Source organism: Ensifer sp. SL37 (assembly GCF_026672675.1).
GTDB classification, from domain to species: Bacteria; Pseudomonadota; Alphaproteobacteria; order Rhizobiales; family Rhizobiaceae; genus Ensifer; species Ensifer adhaerens.
Map to the genome: position 1 here is coordinate 244,460 of NZ_JAPPRN010000001.1, position 15,967 is coordinate 260,426.

14 protein-coding genes are annotated in these 15,967 nt (G+C 63.5%); 12 read left to right on the forward strand and 2 right to left on the reverse strand.

All coding sequences use genetic code 11. The features are described 5' to 3' along the window. Window positions 1-21: 21 nt before the first annotated feature. Together OVA00_RS01175 and OVA00_RS01180 are read right to left on the reverse strand one after the other, a co-directional pair. Entirely contained in the window at window positions 22-1,206 is a 1,185-nt protein-coding gene (locus OVA00_RS01175; protein ID WP_034799598.1) for a CaiB/BaiF CoA transferase family protein, read from the reverse strand. 11 nt (window positions 1,207-1,217) lie between these two features. After that, the gene (locus OVA00_RS01180) at window positions 1,218-2,405 is read right to left on the reverse strand and encodes an acyl-CoA dehydrogenase (RefSeq protein WP_268087715.1); all 1,188 of its coding nucleotides are present in this window, start codon (window positions 2,403-2,405) and stop codon (window positions 1,218-1,220) included. A gap of 235 nt (window positions 2,406-2,640) precedes the next feature. On the opposite strand from OVA00_RS01180, the gene OVA00_RS01185 reads away from it, so the two are divergent. From OVA00_RS01185 to hutH, 12 genes are all read left to right on the forward strand, one after another. After that, window positions 2,641-3,609: a LysR family transcriptional regulator gene (locus tag OVA00_RS01185; RefSeq protein ID WP_060530317.1), complete on the forward strand. Its 969-nt coding sequence runs from the start codon at window positions 2,641-2,643 to the stop codon at window positions 3,607-3,609. Between the two features lie 78 nt (window positions 3,610-3,687). Further along, the gene (locus OVA00_RS01190; RefSeq protein WP_034799591.1) at window positions 3,688-4,815 is read left to right on the forward strand and encodes an NAD(P)/FAD-dependent oxidoreductase; all 1,128 of its coding nucleotides are present in this window, start codon (window positions 3,688-3,690) and stop codon (window positions 4,813-4,815) included. Between the two features lie 393 nt (window positions 4,816-5,208). Next, on the forward strand, window positions 5,209-5,592 hold the full coding sequence (locus OVA00_RS01195; protein ID WP_034799590.1) for a YciI family protein: 384 nt from the start codon (window positions 5,209-5,211) through the stop codon (window positions 5,590-5,592). A 248-nt stretch (window positions 5,593-5,840) separates the two neighbouring features. After that, window positions 5,841-6,683: a phosphonate ABC transporter ATP-binding protein gene (phnC, locus tag OVA00_RS01200; protein ID WP_034799588.1), complete on the forward strand. Its 843-nt coding sequence runs from the start codon at window positions 5,841-5,843 to the stop codon at window positions 6,681-6,683. An 84-nt stretch (window positions 6,684-6,767) separates the two neighbouring features. Further along, complete coding sequence (phnD, locus tag OVA00_RS01205) at window positions 6,768-7,673, forward strand: phosphonate ABC transporter substrate-binding protein (RefSeq protein WP_034799586.1); 906 nt, start codon at window positions 6,768-6,770, stop codon at window positions 7,671-7,673. Window positions 7,674-7,842: 169 nt separating this feature from the next. Then, complete coding sequence (phnE, locus tag OVA00_RS01210) at window positions 7,843-8,805, forward strand: phosphonate ABC transporter, permease protein PhnE (protein WP_268087716.1); 963 nt, start codon at window positions 7,843-7,845, stop codon at window positions 8,803-8,805. 9 nt (window positions 8,806-8,814) lie between these two features. Further along, window positions 8,815-10,332, forward strand: coding sequence for a phosphonate ABC transporter, permease protein PhnE (gene phnE / locus OVA00_RS01215; protein ID WP_192444820.1), 1,518 nt, complete (start codon window positions 8,815-8,817; stop codon window positions 10,330-10,332). A 128-nt stretch (window positions 10,333-10,460) separates the two neighbouring features. Continuing rightward, window positions 10,461-11,168 carry a DUF1045 domain-containing protein gene (locus tag OVA00_RS01220; RefSeq protein ID WP_090295874.1) on the forward strand — a complete coding sequence of 236 codons (708 nt, stop codon included), beginning with the start codon at window positions 10,461-10,463 and terminating at the stop codon, window positions 11,166-11,168. Window position 11,169: 1 nt separating this feature from the next. Beyond that, window positions 11,170-12,309, forward strand: a complete 1,140-nt coding sequence (locus OVA00_RS01225) for an alpha-D-ribose 1-methylphosphonate 5-triphosphate diphosphatase (RefSeq protein WP_060530314.1) — start codon at window positions 11,170-11,172, stop codon at window positions 12,307-12,309. After that, the gene (gene phnN, locus OVA00_RS01230) at window positions 12,306-12,890 is read left to right on the forward strand and encodes a phosphonate metabolism protein/1,5-bisphosphokinase (PRPP-forming) PhnN (protein ID WP_268087717.1); all 585 of its coding nucleotides are present in this window, start codon (window positions 12,306-12,308) and stop codon (window positions 12,888-12,890) included. Before OVA00_RS01225 ends, phnN begins: the two co-directional genes overlap by 4 nt. A gap of 300 nt (window positions 12,891-13,190) precedes the next feature. Then, entirely contained in the window at window positions 13,191-14,435 is a 1,245-nt protein-coding gene (hutI, locus tag OVA00_RS01235) for an imidazolonepropionase (RefSeq protein ID WP_192444816.1), read from the forward strand. After that, a complete protein-coding gene (gene hutH / locus OVA00_RS01240) occupies window positions 14,432-15,967 on the forward strand; it encodes a histidine ammonia-lyase (RefSeq protein WP_060530312.1) in 1,536 nt (511 codons plus the stop codon). The genes hutI and hutH overlap by 4 nt, the downstream gene beginning before the upstream one ends.

The window sequence follows — 15,967 nt, forward strand, 5'->3', positions numbered from 1 at the left end:
CACTCAGCGTCTCACGTTGCGTTAATCGCTCTTCGACGCGTCCATCCCGATTTCGGCCAACACCTCGGCCGTATGCTCTCCAAGTCGCGGCACGCCACGCTCGAGCGCAAGCTCGGCGGCCGAAAACCGGATCGGCGTCCGGACCCCGGGCGACGTACCGGCAGCGGCCCCCGAATGCGGCGTATCCACACGCATTTGCCGATGCTCGATCTGCGGATCGGCAAAGACGTCGGCAACGGTGTTGATCGGTCCGCCGGGCACGCCTGCATCTTCCAGCAACTTCAACAGCGTGTCGCGCTCGATCTTCGCGGTTTCGGCGGCGAGTTCCGGCGTCAACGTGTCCCGGTTCTGCACGCGAAGCGCGTTGGTCAGATAACGCTCGTCGGTCGCAAGATCCGAACGCCCGAGCAGGGTGCAGAACTTCACGAACTGCCGGTCGTTACCAACAGCGACGATCAGGTGACCGTCCGAGGTCGGGAAGACCTGATAGGGCGCGATGTTCGGGTGCGCATTGCCGAGCCGGCGCGGCGCCTTGCCCGAGACGAGGAAGTTGAGCGCCTGGTTGGCAAGCACGCCCGTCATGCAGTCGAGCAGCGCCATGTCGATCTGCTGCCCCTCGCCGGTGCGCTCGCGCTGGGCAAGTGCTGCCTGCACGGCAATCACGCCGTAAAGACCGGTGAAGATATCGGCGAAGGCGACGCCGATTTTCTGTGGCTCGCGATCGGGCTCACCGGTCAGGTCCATGATGCCGCTCATGCCCTGGACGATGTAGTCGTAGCCGGCGCGGTGCGCATAGGGACCATCCTGGCCAAAGCCAGTGACCGAGCAGTAGATCAGCCGCGGATTGATCTTCTTCAGACTCTCGTAGTCGAGCCCGTATTTCGTAAGCCCGCCAACCTTGAAGTTCTCAAGCAGCACGTCCGACTGGGCGGCAAGGCGGCGCACGGCCTCCTGCCCCTCCTCGGTCGTGAAGTCGAGCACCACCGAGCGCTTGCCGCGGTTGCAGGCGTGGAAATAGGCGGCGTCGAGCTTCTCGCCTTCCTCGTCCGCAACGAAGGGCGGGCCCCAGGTGCGGGTGTCGTCGCCGGCCGGGCTTTCCACCTTGATGACGTCGGCACCGAGATCGGCCAGCGTCTGGCCGATCCATGGGCCCGCCAGAATGCGGGCCAATTCCAGGACACGAATGCCCTTCAGCGGCGTTTCCATGACGGCACCGCTCAGAAGAAGGCCTGAAAGCCGGTCTGGGCGCGACCGAGGATCAGCGCATGGACGTCATGCGTGCCCTCGTAGGTGTTGACGGTCTCGAGGTTCACCATGTGGCGCATGACCTGGTATTCCTCCGAGATGCCGTTGCCGCCGTGCATGTCGCGGGCCATGCGGGCGATGTCGAGCGCCTTGCCGCAATTGTTGCGCTTGACGATCGAGATCATTTCCGGGGCCATGCGGCCTTCGTCCATCAGGCGGCCGACGCGCAGCGACCCCTGCAGGCCGAGCGTGATCTCCGTCTGCATATCGGCAAGCTTCTTCTGGAAGAGCTGCGTCTGCGCCAGCGGCCGGTTGAACTGCTTGCGATCGAGACCGTACTGACGCGCCGCATGCCAGCAGAACTCGGCAGCGCCGAGCGCACCCCAGGAGATACCGTAGCGGGCACGGTTGAGGCAGCCGAACGGGCCCTTGAGACCCTCGACGTTCGGCAGCAGCGCTTCTTCGCCGACCTCGACATTGTCCATGACGATTTCGCCGGTGATCGACGCCCGCAGCGACAGCTTGCCGGCGATCTTCGGGGCGGACAGACCCTTCATGCCCTTTTCGAGCACGAAACCGCGGATGGCGCCTCCATGCGCTTCCGACTTTGCCCAGACAACGAAGACATCGGCGATCGGTGCGTTAGAGATCCACATCTTCGAGCCGACGAGGCGGTAGCCGCTCTCGGTCTTGATGGCGCGCGTCTTCATGCCGGCCGGGTCAGAACCGGCGTCCGGCTCGGTCAGGCCGAAGCAGCCGATCCACTCGCCGCTGATGAGCTTCGGCAGGTACTTCTGCTTCTGCTCCTCAGAACCATAGGCATAGATCGGATAGATCACCAGCGACGACTGCACGCTCATCATCGAGCGGTAGCCCGAATCGACGCGCTCGACTTCGCGGGCAACGAGGCCGTAGGCAACGTAGGAAGCGCCGACGCCGCCATAGGTTTCGGAAACGGTGACGCCGAGCAGACCGAGCTCGCCCATCTCGCGGAAGATCTCCGGATCGGTCGATTCTTCGCGGTAGGCGTCGATGACGCGCGGCTGCAGCCGGTCCTGCGCATAGGCCCGCGCGGTGTCGCGGATCATACGCTCGTCCTCGGTCAACTGATCGTCGAGGAGGAACGGATCATCCCATTGAAATTGCGTCTTGCCGGCCATGTTTCTCTCCCATCGGATTATTCGGCTCACGTTATCGCAAGGGGTGCATGCCGTTTCAAACGAAATTGAGGCACCGCCTCATGCGTCCGGGGAATGGCCCCTCCCTCGCCATCGAGCAGCCCATGTTGCAAATTCGCTGGAATATGACGACAAGAACGGACGTCCTTCGCTCCGCTTCCCTCCTTGCAGAACAAAGGGCCAGTTCAACGCCAGAGATCAGAAGCAAGCCACGACCATGGCCAATGACCGCCTCGAACGCTTTGCCCACAATCTCGACTGGAATCTGCTGCGCACCTTCGTCGTGCTCGTCGAGGAAGGCAGCATCACGGCCGCCGCCAACCGGTTGCTCCTGCAACAGCCGGCCGTCAGCATGGCGTTGAAGCGGTTGGAGCAAACCGTCGGCCAGAAACTCATCGACCGGCGTCCCGGGCGTTTCAACCTGACCGACGCCGGTGCGCGCCTGCATGCGCAGTGCCGCGATATCTTCGCAGCCGTCATCCGCCTGCCGAATGTTCTTGAAACCGCCGGCGAGGAGATCACCGGCCATCTCAACATCCACTCGGTCAGCCACGCGCATAATCCCGCCTGGGACCGCAAGCTCGAAAGCTTCTTTCGCCTGCACCCCAAGGTCACGCTGTCGGTCACGGTCGCAACTACCGTGGATGTGTTGAGCGCCGTCGAGCGCAATGTTGCGACCATGGGCCTATGCGACGGCAACATTCCCGACTGGCTGAACAGGCGGTTTCACGTGCGCGAGCGCTATGCGCTCTATTGCGGCAGAAGCCATCCGCTTTTCGGGGTCGAAGGTGTCGACTTCAACGACCTCAGGGGCAATCCCTATATCGCTTTCATCGCCGACGTTTTGGGCGGCCAGCACATGAACTCGGTAACCGCCGTGCGCGCGATCGGGTCTTTTGGCCAGCAGGTCCGCGCCGTCTCCTGCAATGTCGAGGAGGTGATGCGGCTGATCGCCTCCAATGTCGGCATCGGCATGCTGCCGGATCACTTGGCATCGCCAGCCGTCGCGGCGGGCCAACTGTGGCAGCTGCCGCCCTATAGCGATCTGCCCAGCACCGATGTCTTCCGCATCTCCAATCCGAATGCGATCCTCAATCCGGCAGAGGCCGCATTTCTTGCCCATGTGGCCGATACGGAGCCGCTGGACCACTGCCTCGACGATCGGGCCGACCATCATCAGGATTGATAGCCACCTTTCCAGTTATAAATTTGAACACAGATGACGCCTTGCCTATGGTCCGGCCGACAACTAACGGAGGCGGACATGCAAGACTACGACGTGGCGATCATTGGCGGTGGAATCGCCGGCCTGTCGCTTGCCTATTTCCTGGCACCGCATCGCTCCGTCGTGGTGATCGAGCGGGAAGAAGGGCTCGGCTATCACAGCACCGGCCGCTCGGCGGCAGAGTTCGTGCTGCGCTATAACGCGCCGGAGGTCTGTGCGCTGGCGGCGATATCCAAGGGCTTTTTCGATAATCCACCTGAGGGCTTCTCCGAAGTGGCGCTGCTCAAGCAGCGCGGTGGCGTCATGATCGCCAATGCCGAGAAAGTTGCCCGGTTCGAAGAGGTGTTTGCCGCGGAGAGCCGTGCCAACGCCGAAATTGAACGGCTGACCGTCGACGAGGCGATCGCGCGTGTGCCGATCCTGCGCCGCGACTATGTGGCTGCGGCCTATTACGATCCGCAATTCTGGGACATCGAAGTCGAGAACCTGCTGCAGGGTTACGTCCGGGGCGCGCGTCGCCATGGCGCGGTAATTATCGAGCGCTCGGACGTGCTGGCGCCGCGCCGGAACGGCGACCGCTGGGTGCTGGCGACGAGTGCCGGCGAAGTCAGTGCAAAGACGATCGTCAATGCTGCCGGCGGCTGGGCCGATCCCGTCGCACAATCGTTCGGCGTCGCCCCCATCGGCATCGTGCCGCATCGCCGCACCGCAATCACCGTCGACCTGCCCGAAGGCATCGACGCGCTGACGCTGCCCGAAATCAACGAGATCGATGAAGACTTCTACATGAAGCCCGAAGGCGGGCGGCTGCTTTCCTCGCCCGCCGACGCAACGCCGTGCGATCCGACCGACGTCCAGCCGGAGGAGATCGACGTCGCCTGGGCTGCGCACTACGTCGAGGAGGCAACGACCGTGCCGGTGCGCCGTATCTTCAAGAGTTGGGCCGGCATGCGCAGCTTCTCGCCGGACAAGCTTCCAGTGATCGGCTTTGCCCGCGAGCGACCGGATTTCTTCTGGCTCGCCGGCCAGGGCGGCTACGGCATCCTCACCTCACCGGCGCTCGGCGCATTCGCCGCAAGCCTCCTCGTCGGTGCACCAGCGCCCGAGGCCTTCGAAGCGATCGGCCTCGATGCCGTAAAGTTCAGCCCGGCTCGATTGGAACGCTAGCCCGAGCAGAGTTGGCCGCAGGCGAGGAAGGCCACGCCCAGCACGATACTGCGGGCCGCGCCGGGGTCGAAATACGACTGTGACGAGGTCTTCGGCAATGCCGCGATCGATGAAGGCCTTCGCGCGCTCAGCCGAAGATATCTACCCGGGCGCGAAGTTGCCCGCTCGCTCGCGCGCGGCCCCGTCTGGAGGGCCCGCGACGCAGCAGCCCGCGGCGAGATCAAGCGCCGTTCTCGGATTGCCAGGCAGGCCTGTCGCTGGGCTGCGGCGGCCTGGGGCTGATCCGCTGAACACGCGCCCCACTCCGGTGGCACGCTCGGTGACGCCGTCCGCACGACGAGGCGTTGATGCGGCCGGCAAAACCTGACACGAATACGCGCGGGAGGACGGTTCATGTATTACGCAATCTTGGCCTACCATACAGCAGGCGTCGTCGAATCCTGGACCGAGGAGGAGGACGCAGCGCTGATGTCCGACCTGCTTGAAGTTCATGACCGGTTCGTCCAGCAGAAGGCCTTTGGCCCGGCCGCACGGCTCGGGCCTACCGAAGGTGCTGTGACGCTGAGGGGCAAGGGCGAAGGCATTGTCACCGATGGCCCCTTCGCCGAAACCAAGGAGCAATTGCTCGGCCTCTACGTCGTCGACTTCCCGGCCATCGACGCGGCAGTTGACGCCGCGCGCGAATTGCGCCGCTCCAATCCGACCGCGATCTACGAGATCCGGCCGATTGCGCTCTATATTCCCGGCGCGACGCTGGACCCCGGTCCACAGAGCTAGCAACTGCGCCGGTCCTGCGCCGCGACGGCGGCTCCGACCACAGATATCCGCTCGATGTTGATGCGCGCCCCTTGAAGTTGACGGGGAGCGCAGGCGCCTGCGCGCAGCCATTCAAATTTTGTTAACCAAACATGCGGGGCTGTGAACTGTAACAGAACTTACAACAAACTGACATTCCGGCTTCATGAAGCGCCGATATGGCAGGGTCATACCGATGACCGGTCTCCCCGGAAGAGGACCTGCTAGACATGTTTCAGTTGAAGAATGTAACCCGCCAGTTCGGCAAGAAGACAGCCGTGAGTTCGGTTACCTTCGACATACCGCAAGGGCAGATGGTCGGCGTGATCGGCCGCTCGGGCGCCGGCAAGTCGACGCTTCTGCGTATGATCAACCGCCTCGTCGATCTGTCGTCCGGCTCGATCGTCTTCGATGGCACGGAAGTTTCGTCGCTGCGCGGTGCTGCCCTTCGCACCTGGCAGCGCGACTGCGCGATGATCTTCCAGCAGTTCAACCTGGTGCCGCGCCTCGACGTGCTCACCAACGTGCTTCTCGGGCGTCTCAACCACCGCTCGACCGTCTTGAGCATCCTCAACATGTTTACCCGTGAAGAACGCATCATGGCGATCGGCGCACTTGAGCGCCTCGGCATCGAGCAGACCGCGCTCCAGCCGGCCGGCACGCTTTCCGGTGGCCAGCAACAGCGCGTCGCGATCGCCCGCGCGCTGATGCAGCAGCCGAAGGTTCTGCTTGCCGACGAGCCGATCGCCTCGCTCGACCCGCTGAACGCCAAGATCGTCATGGATGCGCTGCGCGATATCAACGAGCGCGATGGCATCACGGTGATCACCAACCTCCACACGCTCGATACCGCCCGCAACTATTGCGAACGCATCATCGGCATGGCGCATGGCCGCGTCGTCTTCGACGGCCAACCCAAGGATCTGACCGCGGCAGCGGTTGCCGAGATCTACGGCGCCGACACAGGCATCGAGGAATCGATGACCTCCACCAGCATCAACATTCCGGCGGCAGTACCGCAGGAAGAAACGGCATCGGCCGGCCTCAAGCCGCTGGCACTGGCCGGCATCTGACGCCCGCCATGATCGAAAGCCCGCGTCAAGGGCACCTCTTTGAAACCCAATAGGATCCGGCCAAGCCGGACACGGGAGAACCTTATGCTGAAGAAAGCTCTTCTGGGCGCCGTAGCGCTCCTCGCCCTCGTCGGCCACGCCCAGGCTGAAGACCTGAAGGAATTCCGCATCGGCATCCTCGGCGGCGAAAACGAAGCCGACCGCCTGCGCAACTTCCAGTGCCTGGTCGACAAGCTGCCGGCCGCCATTGGCGTCGAGAAGGTCTCGCTGTTCCCGGCCGCCGACTATGACGGCGTCATCCAGGGCCTGCTCGGCGGCACGCTCGACTACGCCGAACTCGGCGCTTCCGGCTACGCCAAGATCTACCTCGCCAAGGCTGACGCCGTCGAGCCGATCCTGACGACCGTTCAGACCGACGGTTCGACCGGCTACCACTCGATCATGGTTGCCCGCAAGGATTCCGGCATCACCAAGATCGAAGACCTGAAGGGCAAGAAGCTCGGCTTCGCCGACCCGGACTCGACCTCGGGCTACCTCGTCCCGCTCGTCACGCTCCCGGAAGCGATCGGCGCCCCGGTCAAGGAATTCTTCGGTGAAACCGGCTTCGGCGGCGGTCACGAAAACCTCGTTCTCGAAGTCGTCAAGGGCACCTTCGATGCCGGCACGACCTTCGGCTCGGGCGTCGGCGAATTCAAGGACGGCTACACCTCGGGCAACCTGAAGAAGATGGTCGACAAGGGCATCCTCGACATGAACGACCTGGTCGAGCTCTGGAAGTCGCCGCTGATCCCGAACGGCCCGATCGTCGTGCGCAACACGATGAACGACGACATGAAGGCGAAGTTCAAGCAGTTCATGCTGGACCTGCCGAAGACCGACGCGGCCTGCTTCTCGGCCATCCAGGGCGGTGACTTCACCGGCTACACCGAAGTCAACGCCGACTTCTACAAGCCGATCATCGACGCCCGCAAGGCGACGATCGGCGGCTGATAGACCCGCACCACTCGGGAACGCTGGCCGCCCAAACGGCCAGCGTTTCACTGTTTGAAGGGGTGCTTTCGCATCCTTCGCCGCATTGTTTTCACGCATTTCCGGGGCGGAAAACCGCTTCGCACTTTACCTGGAAATGCTCAAGAGGCCGGCGAAAGCCGGAACGGTCATGGCAACTTCCCTGCTCCCGCGACATCTGAGCGACAACGGCGCCGTCATCGAGCGTCACTGGCAGGAACTCAGTTCCCGCCGCCGGCTCTATTCCTGGCTTGGCTTCGGCGTTCTCCTCCTGGCGCTATCGGGCTCGCTCTGGTTCGCCAACGATTCCAATGCCGGCAAGTTCTTCGACCGTTTGCCGCATTTCTTCGATTTCGTCGGCGATCTCGCGCCGCGCGACGGGCTAGAAATTTTCCGCGCCATGTTCGACCTGCCCTCGCCCTATGACGATGGCAGCTTCAAGTACAACTACCCCGAGGGCCGGCTGTACCTGACCGAAAGCTTCTACATCCCCGAATACGTGCACAAGATGCTGGAGACCGTGAACATCGCGATCTTTTCGACGGTGATCGGTACGGCCTTCGGCTTCGTGCTCTGCTTCCTTGCCGCGCGCAACCTGATGCCCAATCCGTGGATCCGCGGCATCGTTCGCCGCATCATGGAAGTTCTCCGGGCCTTTCCGGAGGTGGTGATCGCCGGCTTCTTCCTCGCGATCCTCTCGCTCGGCCCCATTCCGGCGATCGCCGCTGTCTCGATCCACACGATCGGCGCGCTCGGCAAGCTCTTTTATGAAGTGGTCGAAAACGCCGACATGAAGCCGGACGAGGGCCTGCGGGCTGCCGGCGGCAACTGGATCGAGCGCGTCTGGTTTGGCATGGTGCCGCAGGTGCTGCCCAATTTCACCAGCTATTTCCTGCTGCGCCTCGAGATCAACGTGCGCGCCTCGACGATCATCGGCGCCGTCGGTGGCGGCGGCATCGGCGAATTGCTGCGCCTTTCGATCGGCCAGGGACACCAGGCCAAGACCCTTGCAATCGTCCTCCTGCTGTTTGCGACCATTTTTGCCGTCGACCAGTTTTCCGCCTGGCTTCGCCGCCGCCTCATTGGCGAGCAGGCCTTCCAGCTTGCCCAGTAGGTGCGTACCATGACCACGACCACACGATTGAACCCGATGGAAATGGACGCGATCGCGAGCCGCCATCCCGACCTCCTCAAATCCTCGACCTCCAGCCGCGTGCGCACCGCAGCCATCGCCGGCGGCGTCGTCGCCTACCTCATCTTCAGCTGGTGGTTCTTCTCGATCGGCCACGTGCTCGGCAATGCCAACTGGGGCATCGCTGGCACCTACCTCGCCGACTGGGTTTCCTATGAGGTACGCCCGGAAATCCACGTCGCCCCCGACCGTACGATGCGTCTCAACTATCAGCGCAATTCGCCGCTCGGGCCCAATCCCAATCCGGATTGGGTGGAGCTCGACAGGCAGACGGTGACGCGCCAGGTCGAGATACCGGCCTCCACCGCGCAGGCGGTCAAGCCGAAGGCAAGCTCGTCGTTCAGCTTCATGGCGCCCGGCTCCGCGCTCGGTGGCACAGCCGCTGCCGAAACGCAGAACCGTATCGAAACCCGGACGGAAGACGTGCTGACGCGCGTCGTCGTAACCTACGACCGCTCGACCAGGATCGAGATCGCCGATGGCCTGGTGAAGGCTACCCATGGCGGTGACACGTTTGTGATGACCGTAGACGGCGTCGACACGGTGAGGCCGCAGGGCCAACTGCCCGCCTGGGCGACACAGAAGCGGCCAGGCGAAAAGATCGTGCTTGCCTTTGGCGCCACCGGGTGGGCTGAAGTGGAAGGCGACGAGGTTTCCGTCCGCAACCGCTTCTTCGGTTGGGCGAACTTCCTGTTCGACACCAACTCGCCCTTCTTCGGCAAAAGCTATGGCGAGGTCGTCGCGCTCATCACATCCGGCGAACAGATCGACCCGACGCGTTCGAACCTTTCGCTCGCCTGGAACAACATCCTCTATAACGCCGAATGGCAGCATCTGGACGTCTGGACGAAGCTGTTGCAGACGGTTGTCATGGCTTTCGTCGGCACGCTCTTTGCGTCGCTGATCGCCTTCCCGCTCTGCTTCCTTGCCGCCAGAAACATCACGCCGAGCTTCCTGACCAACCAGGTGGTCAAGCGCTTCTTCGACTTCCTGCGGTCGGTGGACATGTTCATCTGGGCACTGTTCTTCACCCGCGCCTTCGGCCCCGGACCGCTTGCCGGCATCTCCGCGATCTTCTTCACCGACACCGGTACGCTTGGCAAACTCTATTCCGAGGCGCTGGAAAACATCGATGACAAGCAGCGCGAGGGCGTGAAGTCGGTCGGAGCGACGCCGCTCGCCGTGCAGCGCTTCGGCGTGCTTCCGCAGGTGCTGCCGGTTTTTGCCAGCCAGGCGCTCTACTTCTGGGAATCGAACACTCGCTCGGCGACGATCATCGGCGCCGTCGGCGCCGGCGGTATCGGCCTCAAACTCTGGGAAGCGATGCGTACCAATTCCGATTGGGAAAATGTCGCCTATATGGTGCTTCTGATCTTGCTGGTTGTCTTTATTTTCGACAGCATCTCGAACGCGTGCCGTTCGCGCCTGATGGGCAGCAAGGCACATTGACGACAGCCAAGCATTTGCGTGTCCGCCATCATGATGTTGTCATGGAAATCGGCTAGCTGCGCATCGCATCCCCGCAAACAATCGACCCGCCGCCCTGGCGGGCCGGTCGCTACAAGAAAGTGAAGACCGTGCGTTATGCCATCTATTTCGCGCCGCCGGCGGACGACCGGCTGTCGCAGGTCGCGTCCCGTTGGCTGGGACGCGACGCCTTTACCGGTGAGGACCTCACGCTTCCGACGATCGCCGGGATTGACGAAGAGACGCAACGCACATTGACGGCTGACCCGCGGCGCTACGGTTTCCACGGTACGCTGAAGGCTCCCTTCGAGCTTGCCGAAGGCCGGGACGAAGACGAGCTCCTAAGTATTTTCGAGTGCTTTGCCGCCGACCTCGACCCGTTCGAGATCCCCGAAATCGTGCTGCACCAGTTGGGCCCGTTCTTCGCACTCGTGCCGTCCGCGCCTTGCGTCGACCTGCTGGATTTGGCCGAAGACGCCGTTCACCGCTTCGACCCGTTCCGCGCGCCGCTGTCGGACGCCGACTTTGCCCGCCGCAAGCCAAACAGCCTGCCGGAGCGCCAGAGGCGCTACCTCAAAGAATGGGGCTATCCCTATGTTTTCGAAGAGTTCCAGTTCCACCTGACCTTGACTGGCCCGGTGCCCACGCAAACCAGCGGCGTGATGCGTACCGCGCTCGAAACCACCTTTGCCGAGCATATCGGCAAGCCACTTCACGTCACGTCAGTCGCGCTCTTCGTCGAACCGGAGCGCGGCGCACCCTTTACTGTCCGCTCCCTGCTGCCGCTCGGCAGCGACACCCAACGAAAGATCGCATGAGATGAGCAAAGAACAGGTTTTGACCAACGCCCGCATCGTCCTCGAGGATAGCATCCTCGATGGTTCGGTGCTGATCCGCGACGGCAAGATTGCCGACATTTCCGAGGGCACGGTTGCCAGCGGCGAGGACTTTGAAGGCGACTATCTGATCCCCGGCCTCATCGAGCTGCACACCGACCACCTCGAAGCCCACTACTCGCCGCGCCCGGGCGTGCGCTGGCTGAAGATCGCGGCAATCCAGGCCCATGACGCACAGGTGGTCACCTCCGGCATCACCACGGTCTTCGACTGCCTGCGTCTCGGCTCCGACGAGGATGGCGGATTCCAGAAGGGCGAGATGCGCAGCATGGCCGACGCGCTGGCCCAGGCCAAGGAAGAGGGTCGCCTTCGCGCCGATCACCTGATCCACCTGCGCTGCGAAGTTTCAACGTCCGACGTGCTCGATCACTACGAGGACTTCCAGAACGATCCGCAGGTCAAGCTCGTCTCGCTGATGGACCATGCGCCGGGTCAGCGCCAGTTCCAGACGATGGACCAGTACACGCTCTACTACAAAGCAAAGCGCGGCTTCTCGGACGAGGAATTCGCGCGCTTCGTCGAGCGGCAGCAGGCGTTGTCGGCCAAGTATGCCGGTCCGCACCGCACCGCGCTCGCCGAGGCCTGTGCGGCCCGCGGCATCACGATCGCCAGCCATGACGACGCGACCGTCGACCACGTCGAGGAATCGATCGGCTTCGGCATCAAGCTTGCGGAGTTCCCGACGAGCTTCGAGGCCGCCGAGGCGTCGCACCGCGCGGGCCTCAGCGTTCTGATGGGCGCGCCGAACATCGTGCGCGGCAAGTCGCACTCCGGCAACATTGCCGCCCGCGATCTCGCCGAGCGCGGCGTTCTCGACGTGCTGTCGTCGGACTATGTGCCCTTCAGCCTGATCCACGCCCCCTTCGTGCTCTCCGACGAACTCGACGCCGTCGACCTGCCAAAGGCAATCGCCATGGTGACGTCGACGCCGGCGCGTACCGTCGGTCTCGATGACCGCGGCCGCATCGGCGTCGGCCTTCGCGCCGATATCGCTCGCGTCCATCGCAAGGAAGGCATCCCGGTCGTGCGCTCCGTCTGGCGCGAAGGACGGCGTGTCGCATGAGCGCGAACAACCAGGGCGGCGCGCTTGTCGTCGTCGTTGGACCAAGCGGCGCCGGCAAGGACAGCGTCATGGGCTTTGCCGCCCGGCATTTTGCGGATTGTCATGACGTGCATTTCGTCCGCCGCGTCATCACCCGTCCGTCGGATGCCGGCAGTGAGGTGCATGAAAGCGTCTCGGAAGACGAGTTCGTCGAGATGCAGAAGGACGGCGCCTTCGCCGTTTTCTGGGATGCGCATGGGCTGAAATACGGCATCCCCGCCGTCGTGCTCAGGAATGTCAGGAACGGCATGACGGCGATCGTCAATGGCAGCCGTGGTGCCCTGCCGGCGTTCCGCGAAGCCTTCGGCGAGATCGCCGTCGTCGTTGTTACAGCCGAGACGCCGGTGCTTGCAAAGCGGCTTGCCGAACGCGGCCGCGAAAGTGAAGAGGAAGTTTTGCGGCGCCTCAGCCGCCAGGCTCCTGACGTGACCTCAGGCCCGGATGTCAGCGTGATCGACAACAGCGGTCGCCTCGACATTGCCGGAAATCGCTTCGTCGAGGTGGTTGAACGGCTGCGCACTAAGGCGGATCACCCGGTTTAGCGTGATCTGTTTTCGCGGCCCGGCAGGGTTCCGGGTCGCGGGCACGCGTCGCGATCCCCATTCCAAGGACACAGACAAAGGTTCCGAACCTCAGGGCTCGGGGCCTTTTCTTTTTGCCTGCCGTGTTGACGAACCCGGGGGGAGAAATTCTGGAGAAATCAGAGTTCTACGGCCATCTCCTCAAAGCCCCCGCTCTGTTTCACTCGGCCGATCACCCTTTCCTTTTCCGCAGGCTCCATAAATTTCCCCTTGTGGAGCGGATTAATATGTATATACATTATATTCAGTGGAGGCGACCTAATGAAAGAACTCTCGACCCGCAGGCAGACATCCGGCATCTGGCGCAATGTGCGTCTCTTGACGCTTGGCGAAACCGTTGACGGTCTTGGCCCCGTCGAGAATGCGGCCGTTGCGGTCGTCGATGGGCGTATCGCCTATGCCGGGCCGGAGAACGGACTGCCTGCCGACCTCGCACGCAGCCTCGAAGCGACGGACTACGAGGGCCGCGTAGTGACGCCCGCTCTCATCGACTGCCACACCCATCTCGTTCATGGCGGCAACCGCGCCCGCGAATTCCAGATGCGCCTCGAAGGCGCCACCTATGAAGAGATTGCGCGCGCCGGTGGCGGCATCGTTTCCTCGGTCAAGGCGACCAATGCGATGACCGTCGACCAGCTTGTCGAAAGCGCCCTGCCGCGGCTCGACACGCTTCTTGCCGAAGGCGTCTCGACCGTCGAAATCAAATCCGGCTACGGACTGAACGTCACGGCCGAGCTCAACATGCTGCGGGCCGCCCGCAAACTCGAAACGCTGCGGCCAGTGCGCGTTGTGACGAGCTATCTCGCCGCACACGCAACGCCTGTGGACTACAAGGGCCGCAACGATGACTACGTCACCGATGTCGTGCTGCCCGGCCTCGACGCCGCCCATGCCGAAGGCCTGGTCGATGCGGTCGACGGTTTCTGCGAGGGCATCGCGTTTTCGACTGCCGAGATCGCCCGCGTCTTTGACCGCGCCAAGGCACTCGGCCTGCCGGTCAAGCTGCACGCAGAACAGCTCTCCAACCTTGGCGGCGCAAAGCTCGCGGCCTCCTACGGCGCGCTTTCGGCCGACCACCTCGAATATCTCGACGCCGAAGGGGCTGCGGCCCTGGCCAAATCAGGTACGGTCGCCGTGCTTTTGCCCGGCGCCTTCTATGCGCTGCGCGAAGAGCGCCTGCCGCCGGTCCAGGCTTTGCGTGATGCCGGCGCGCGTATCGCGATCGCCACCGACTGCAATCCCGGCACCTCGCCGCTGACCTCGCTGCTTCTCACCATGAACATGTCGGCGACGTTCTTCCGGCTGACGGTTGCCGAATGCCTTGCCGGTGCGACGCGCGAAGCCGCCCGCGCGCTTGGCCTACTGGCCGAAACCGGCACGATCGAAGTCGGAAAATCCGCCGATCTGGCAATCTGGAACATCGAGGATCCGGCCGAGCTCGTCTACCGCATCGGCTTCAATCCGCTTCATGAACGCATCTTTAGAGGGCAAAGGATCGGTCAATGACCATCACTCTACACCCGGGCTCCGTGCCCCTCCGCGATCTCGAAACCATTTACTGGACCGGCGAGCCGGCCCGCCTCGATCCGTCCTTTGACGCCGGCATCAACAAGGCTGCCGCCCGCATTGCCGAGATCGTCGCCGGTAACGCGCCGGTCTACGGCATCAACACCGGCTTCGGCAAACTCGCCTCGATCAAGATCGACAGCGCCGACGTTGCAACGCTGCAGCGCAACCTGATCCTGTCGCATTGCTGCGGCGTCGGCGAGCCGCTCGCCGAGAACGTCGTTCGCCTCATCCTGTCGCTGAAGCTCGTCTCGCTCGGTCGCGGCGCCTCCGGCGTCCGCCTCGAACTCGTGCGGCTGATCGAAGCTATGCTCGAAAAGGGCGTCATCCCTGTCATTCCCGAAAAGGGCTCGGTCGGCGCCTCCGGCGACCTCGCCCCGCTCGCCCATATGGCCGCAGTCATGATGGGCCACGGCGAAGCTTATTTCGAAGGCCGTCGCATGTCCGGCGGCGAAGCGCTGTCCGCCGCCGGCCTCAAACCGGTGGTGCTGGCGGCCAAGGAAGGCCTTGCGCTGATCAACGGCACCCAGACGTCGACGGCGCTGGCACTCGCCGGTCTCTTCCGCGCCCATCGTGCCGCACAGGCGGCACTCATCACCGGGGCCATGTCGACCGATGCGGCCATGGGCTCGTCAGCGCCCTTCCATCCGGATATCCATACGTTGCGCGGTCATCGCGGCCAGATCGATACGGCCGCGGCTCTCCGCGCGCTGCTTGCCGGTTCGGCAATCCGCGAAAGCCACATCGAAGGCGATGAGCGCGTGCAGGATCCCTATTGCATCCGCTGCCAGCCGCAGGTCGACGGCGCCTGCCTCGATCTGCTGCGCTCGGTCGCCCGCGTGCTTGAAACCGAAGCCAACGCCGTCACCGACAACCCGCTCGTTCTTTCTGACAACTCGGTCGTCTCCGGCGGCAACTTCCACGCCGAGCCGGTTGCCTTTGCCGCCGACCAGATCGCCCTTGCCGTCTGCGAGATCGGCGCGATCTCGCAGCGCCGCATCGCGCTGCTCGTAGACCCGGCTCTCTCCTACGGCCTGCCGGCCTTCCTCGCCAAGAAGCCGGGCCTGAACTCTGGTCTGATGATCGCGGAAGTCACCTCGGCGGCGCTGATGTCGGAGAACAAGCAGCTCTCGCATCCGGCGTCTGTCGACTCGACGCCGACGTCGGCGAACCAGGAAGACCACGTTTCCATGGCCTGCCACGGCGCGCGCCGCCTGCTGCAGATGACCGAGAACCTGTTCTCAATCGTCGGCATCGAAGCACTGACCGCCGTCCAAGGCGTCGAATTCCGCGCGCCGCTCGCCACGAGCCCTGAATTGCAGAAGGCCGCTGCCGCCCTTCGCGCCGTCTCGCCGACGATCGAAGAGGACCGCTACATGGCCAACGACCTCAAGGCCGCCGGCGACCTCATCGCCTCGGGCCGTCTGAACGCCGCCGTCTCCGCCGGCATCCTGCCAAGCCTGGAGGCCTGA

Bases quoted from the DNA above. Each gene is read 5' to 3' on its own strand.
- OVA00_RS01175 (WP_034799598.1), bottom strand. From the start codon at position 1,206: ATGGAAACGCCGCTGAAGGGCATTCGTGTCCTGGAATTGGCCCGCATT.
- OVA00_RS01180 (WP_268087715.1), bottom strand. From the start codon at position 2,405: ATGGCCGGCAAGACGCAATTTCAATGGGATGATCCGTTCCTCCTCGAC.
- OVA00_RS01185 (WP_060530317.1), top strand. From the start codon at position 2,641: ATGGCCAATGACCGCCTCGAACGCTTTGCCCACAATCTCGACTGGAAT.
- OVA00_RS01190 (WP_034799591.1), top strand. From the start codon at position 3,688: ATGCAAGACTACGACGTGGCGATCATTGGCGGTGGAATCGCCGGCCTG.
- OVA00_RS01195 (WP_034799590.1), top strand. From the start codon at position 5,209: ATGTATTACGCAATCTTGGCCTACCATACAGCAGGCGTCGTCGAATCC.
- phnC (WP_034799588.1), top strand. From the start codon at position 5,841: ATGTTTCAGTTGAAGAATGTAACCCGCCAGTTCGGCAAGAAGACAGCC.
- phnD (WP_034799586.1), top strand. From the start codon at position 6,768: ATGCTGAAGAAAGCTCTTCTGGGCGCCGTAGCGCTCCTCGCCCTCGTC.
- phnE (WP_268087716.1), top strand. From the start codon at position 7,843: ATGGCAACTTCCCTGCTCCCGCGACATCTGAGCGACAACGGCGCCGTC.
- phnE (WP_192444820.1), top strand. From the start codon at position 8,815: ATGACCACGACCACACGATTGAACCCGATGGAAATGGACGCGATCGCG.
- OVA00_RS01225 (WP_060530314.1), top strand. From the start codon at position 11,170: ATGAGCAAAGAACAGGTTTTGACCAACGCCCGCATCGTCCTCGAGGAT.
- phnN (WP_268087717.1), top strand. From the start codon at position 12,306: ATGAGCGCGAACAACCAGGGCGGCGCGCTTGTCGTCGTCGTTGGACCA.
- hutI (WP_192444816.1), top strand. From the start codon at position 13,191: ATGAAAGAACTCTCGACCCGCAGGCAGACATCCGGCATCTGGCGCAAT.
- hutH (WP_060530312.1), top strand. From the start codon at position 14,432: ATGACCATCACTCTACACCCGGGCTCCGTGCCCCTCCGCGATCTCGAA.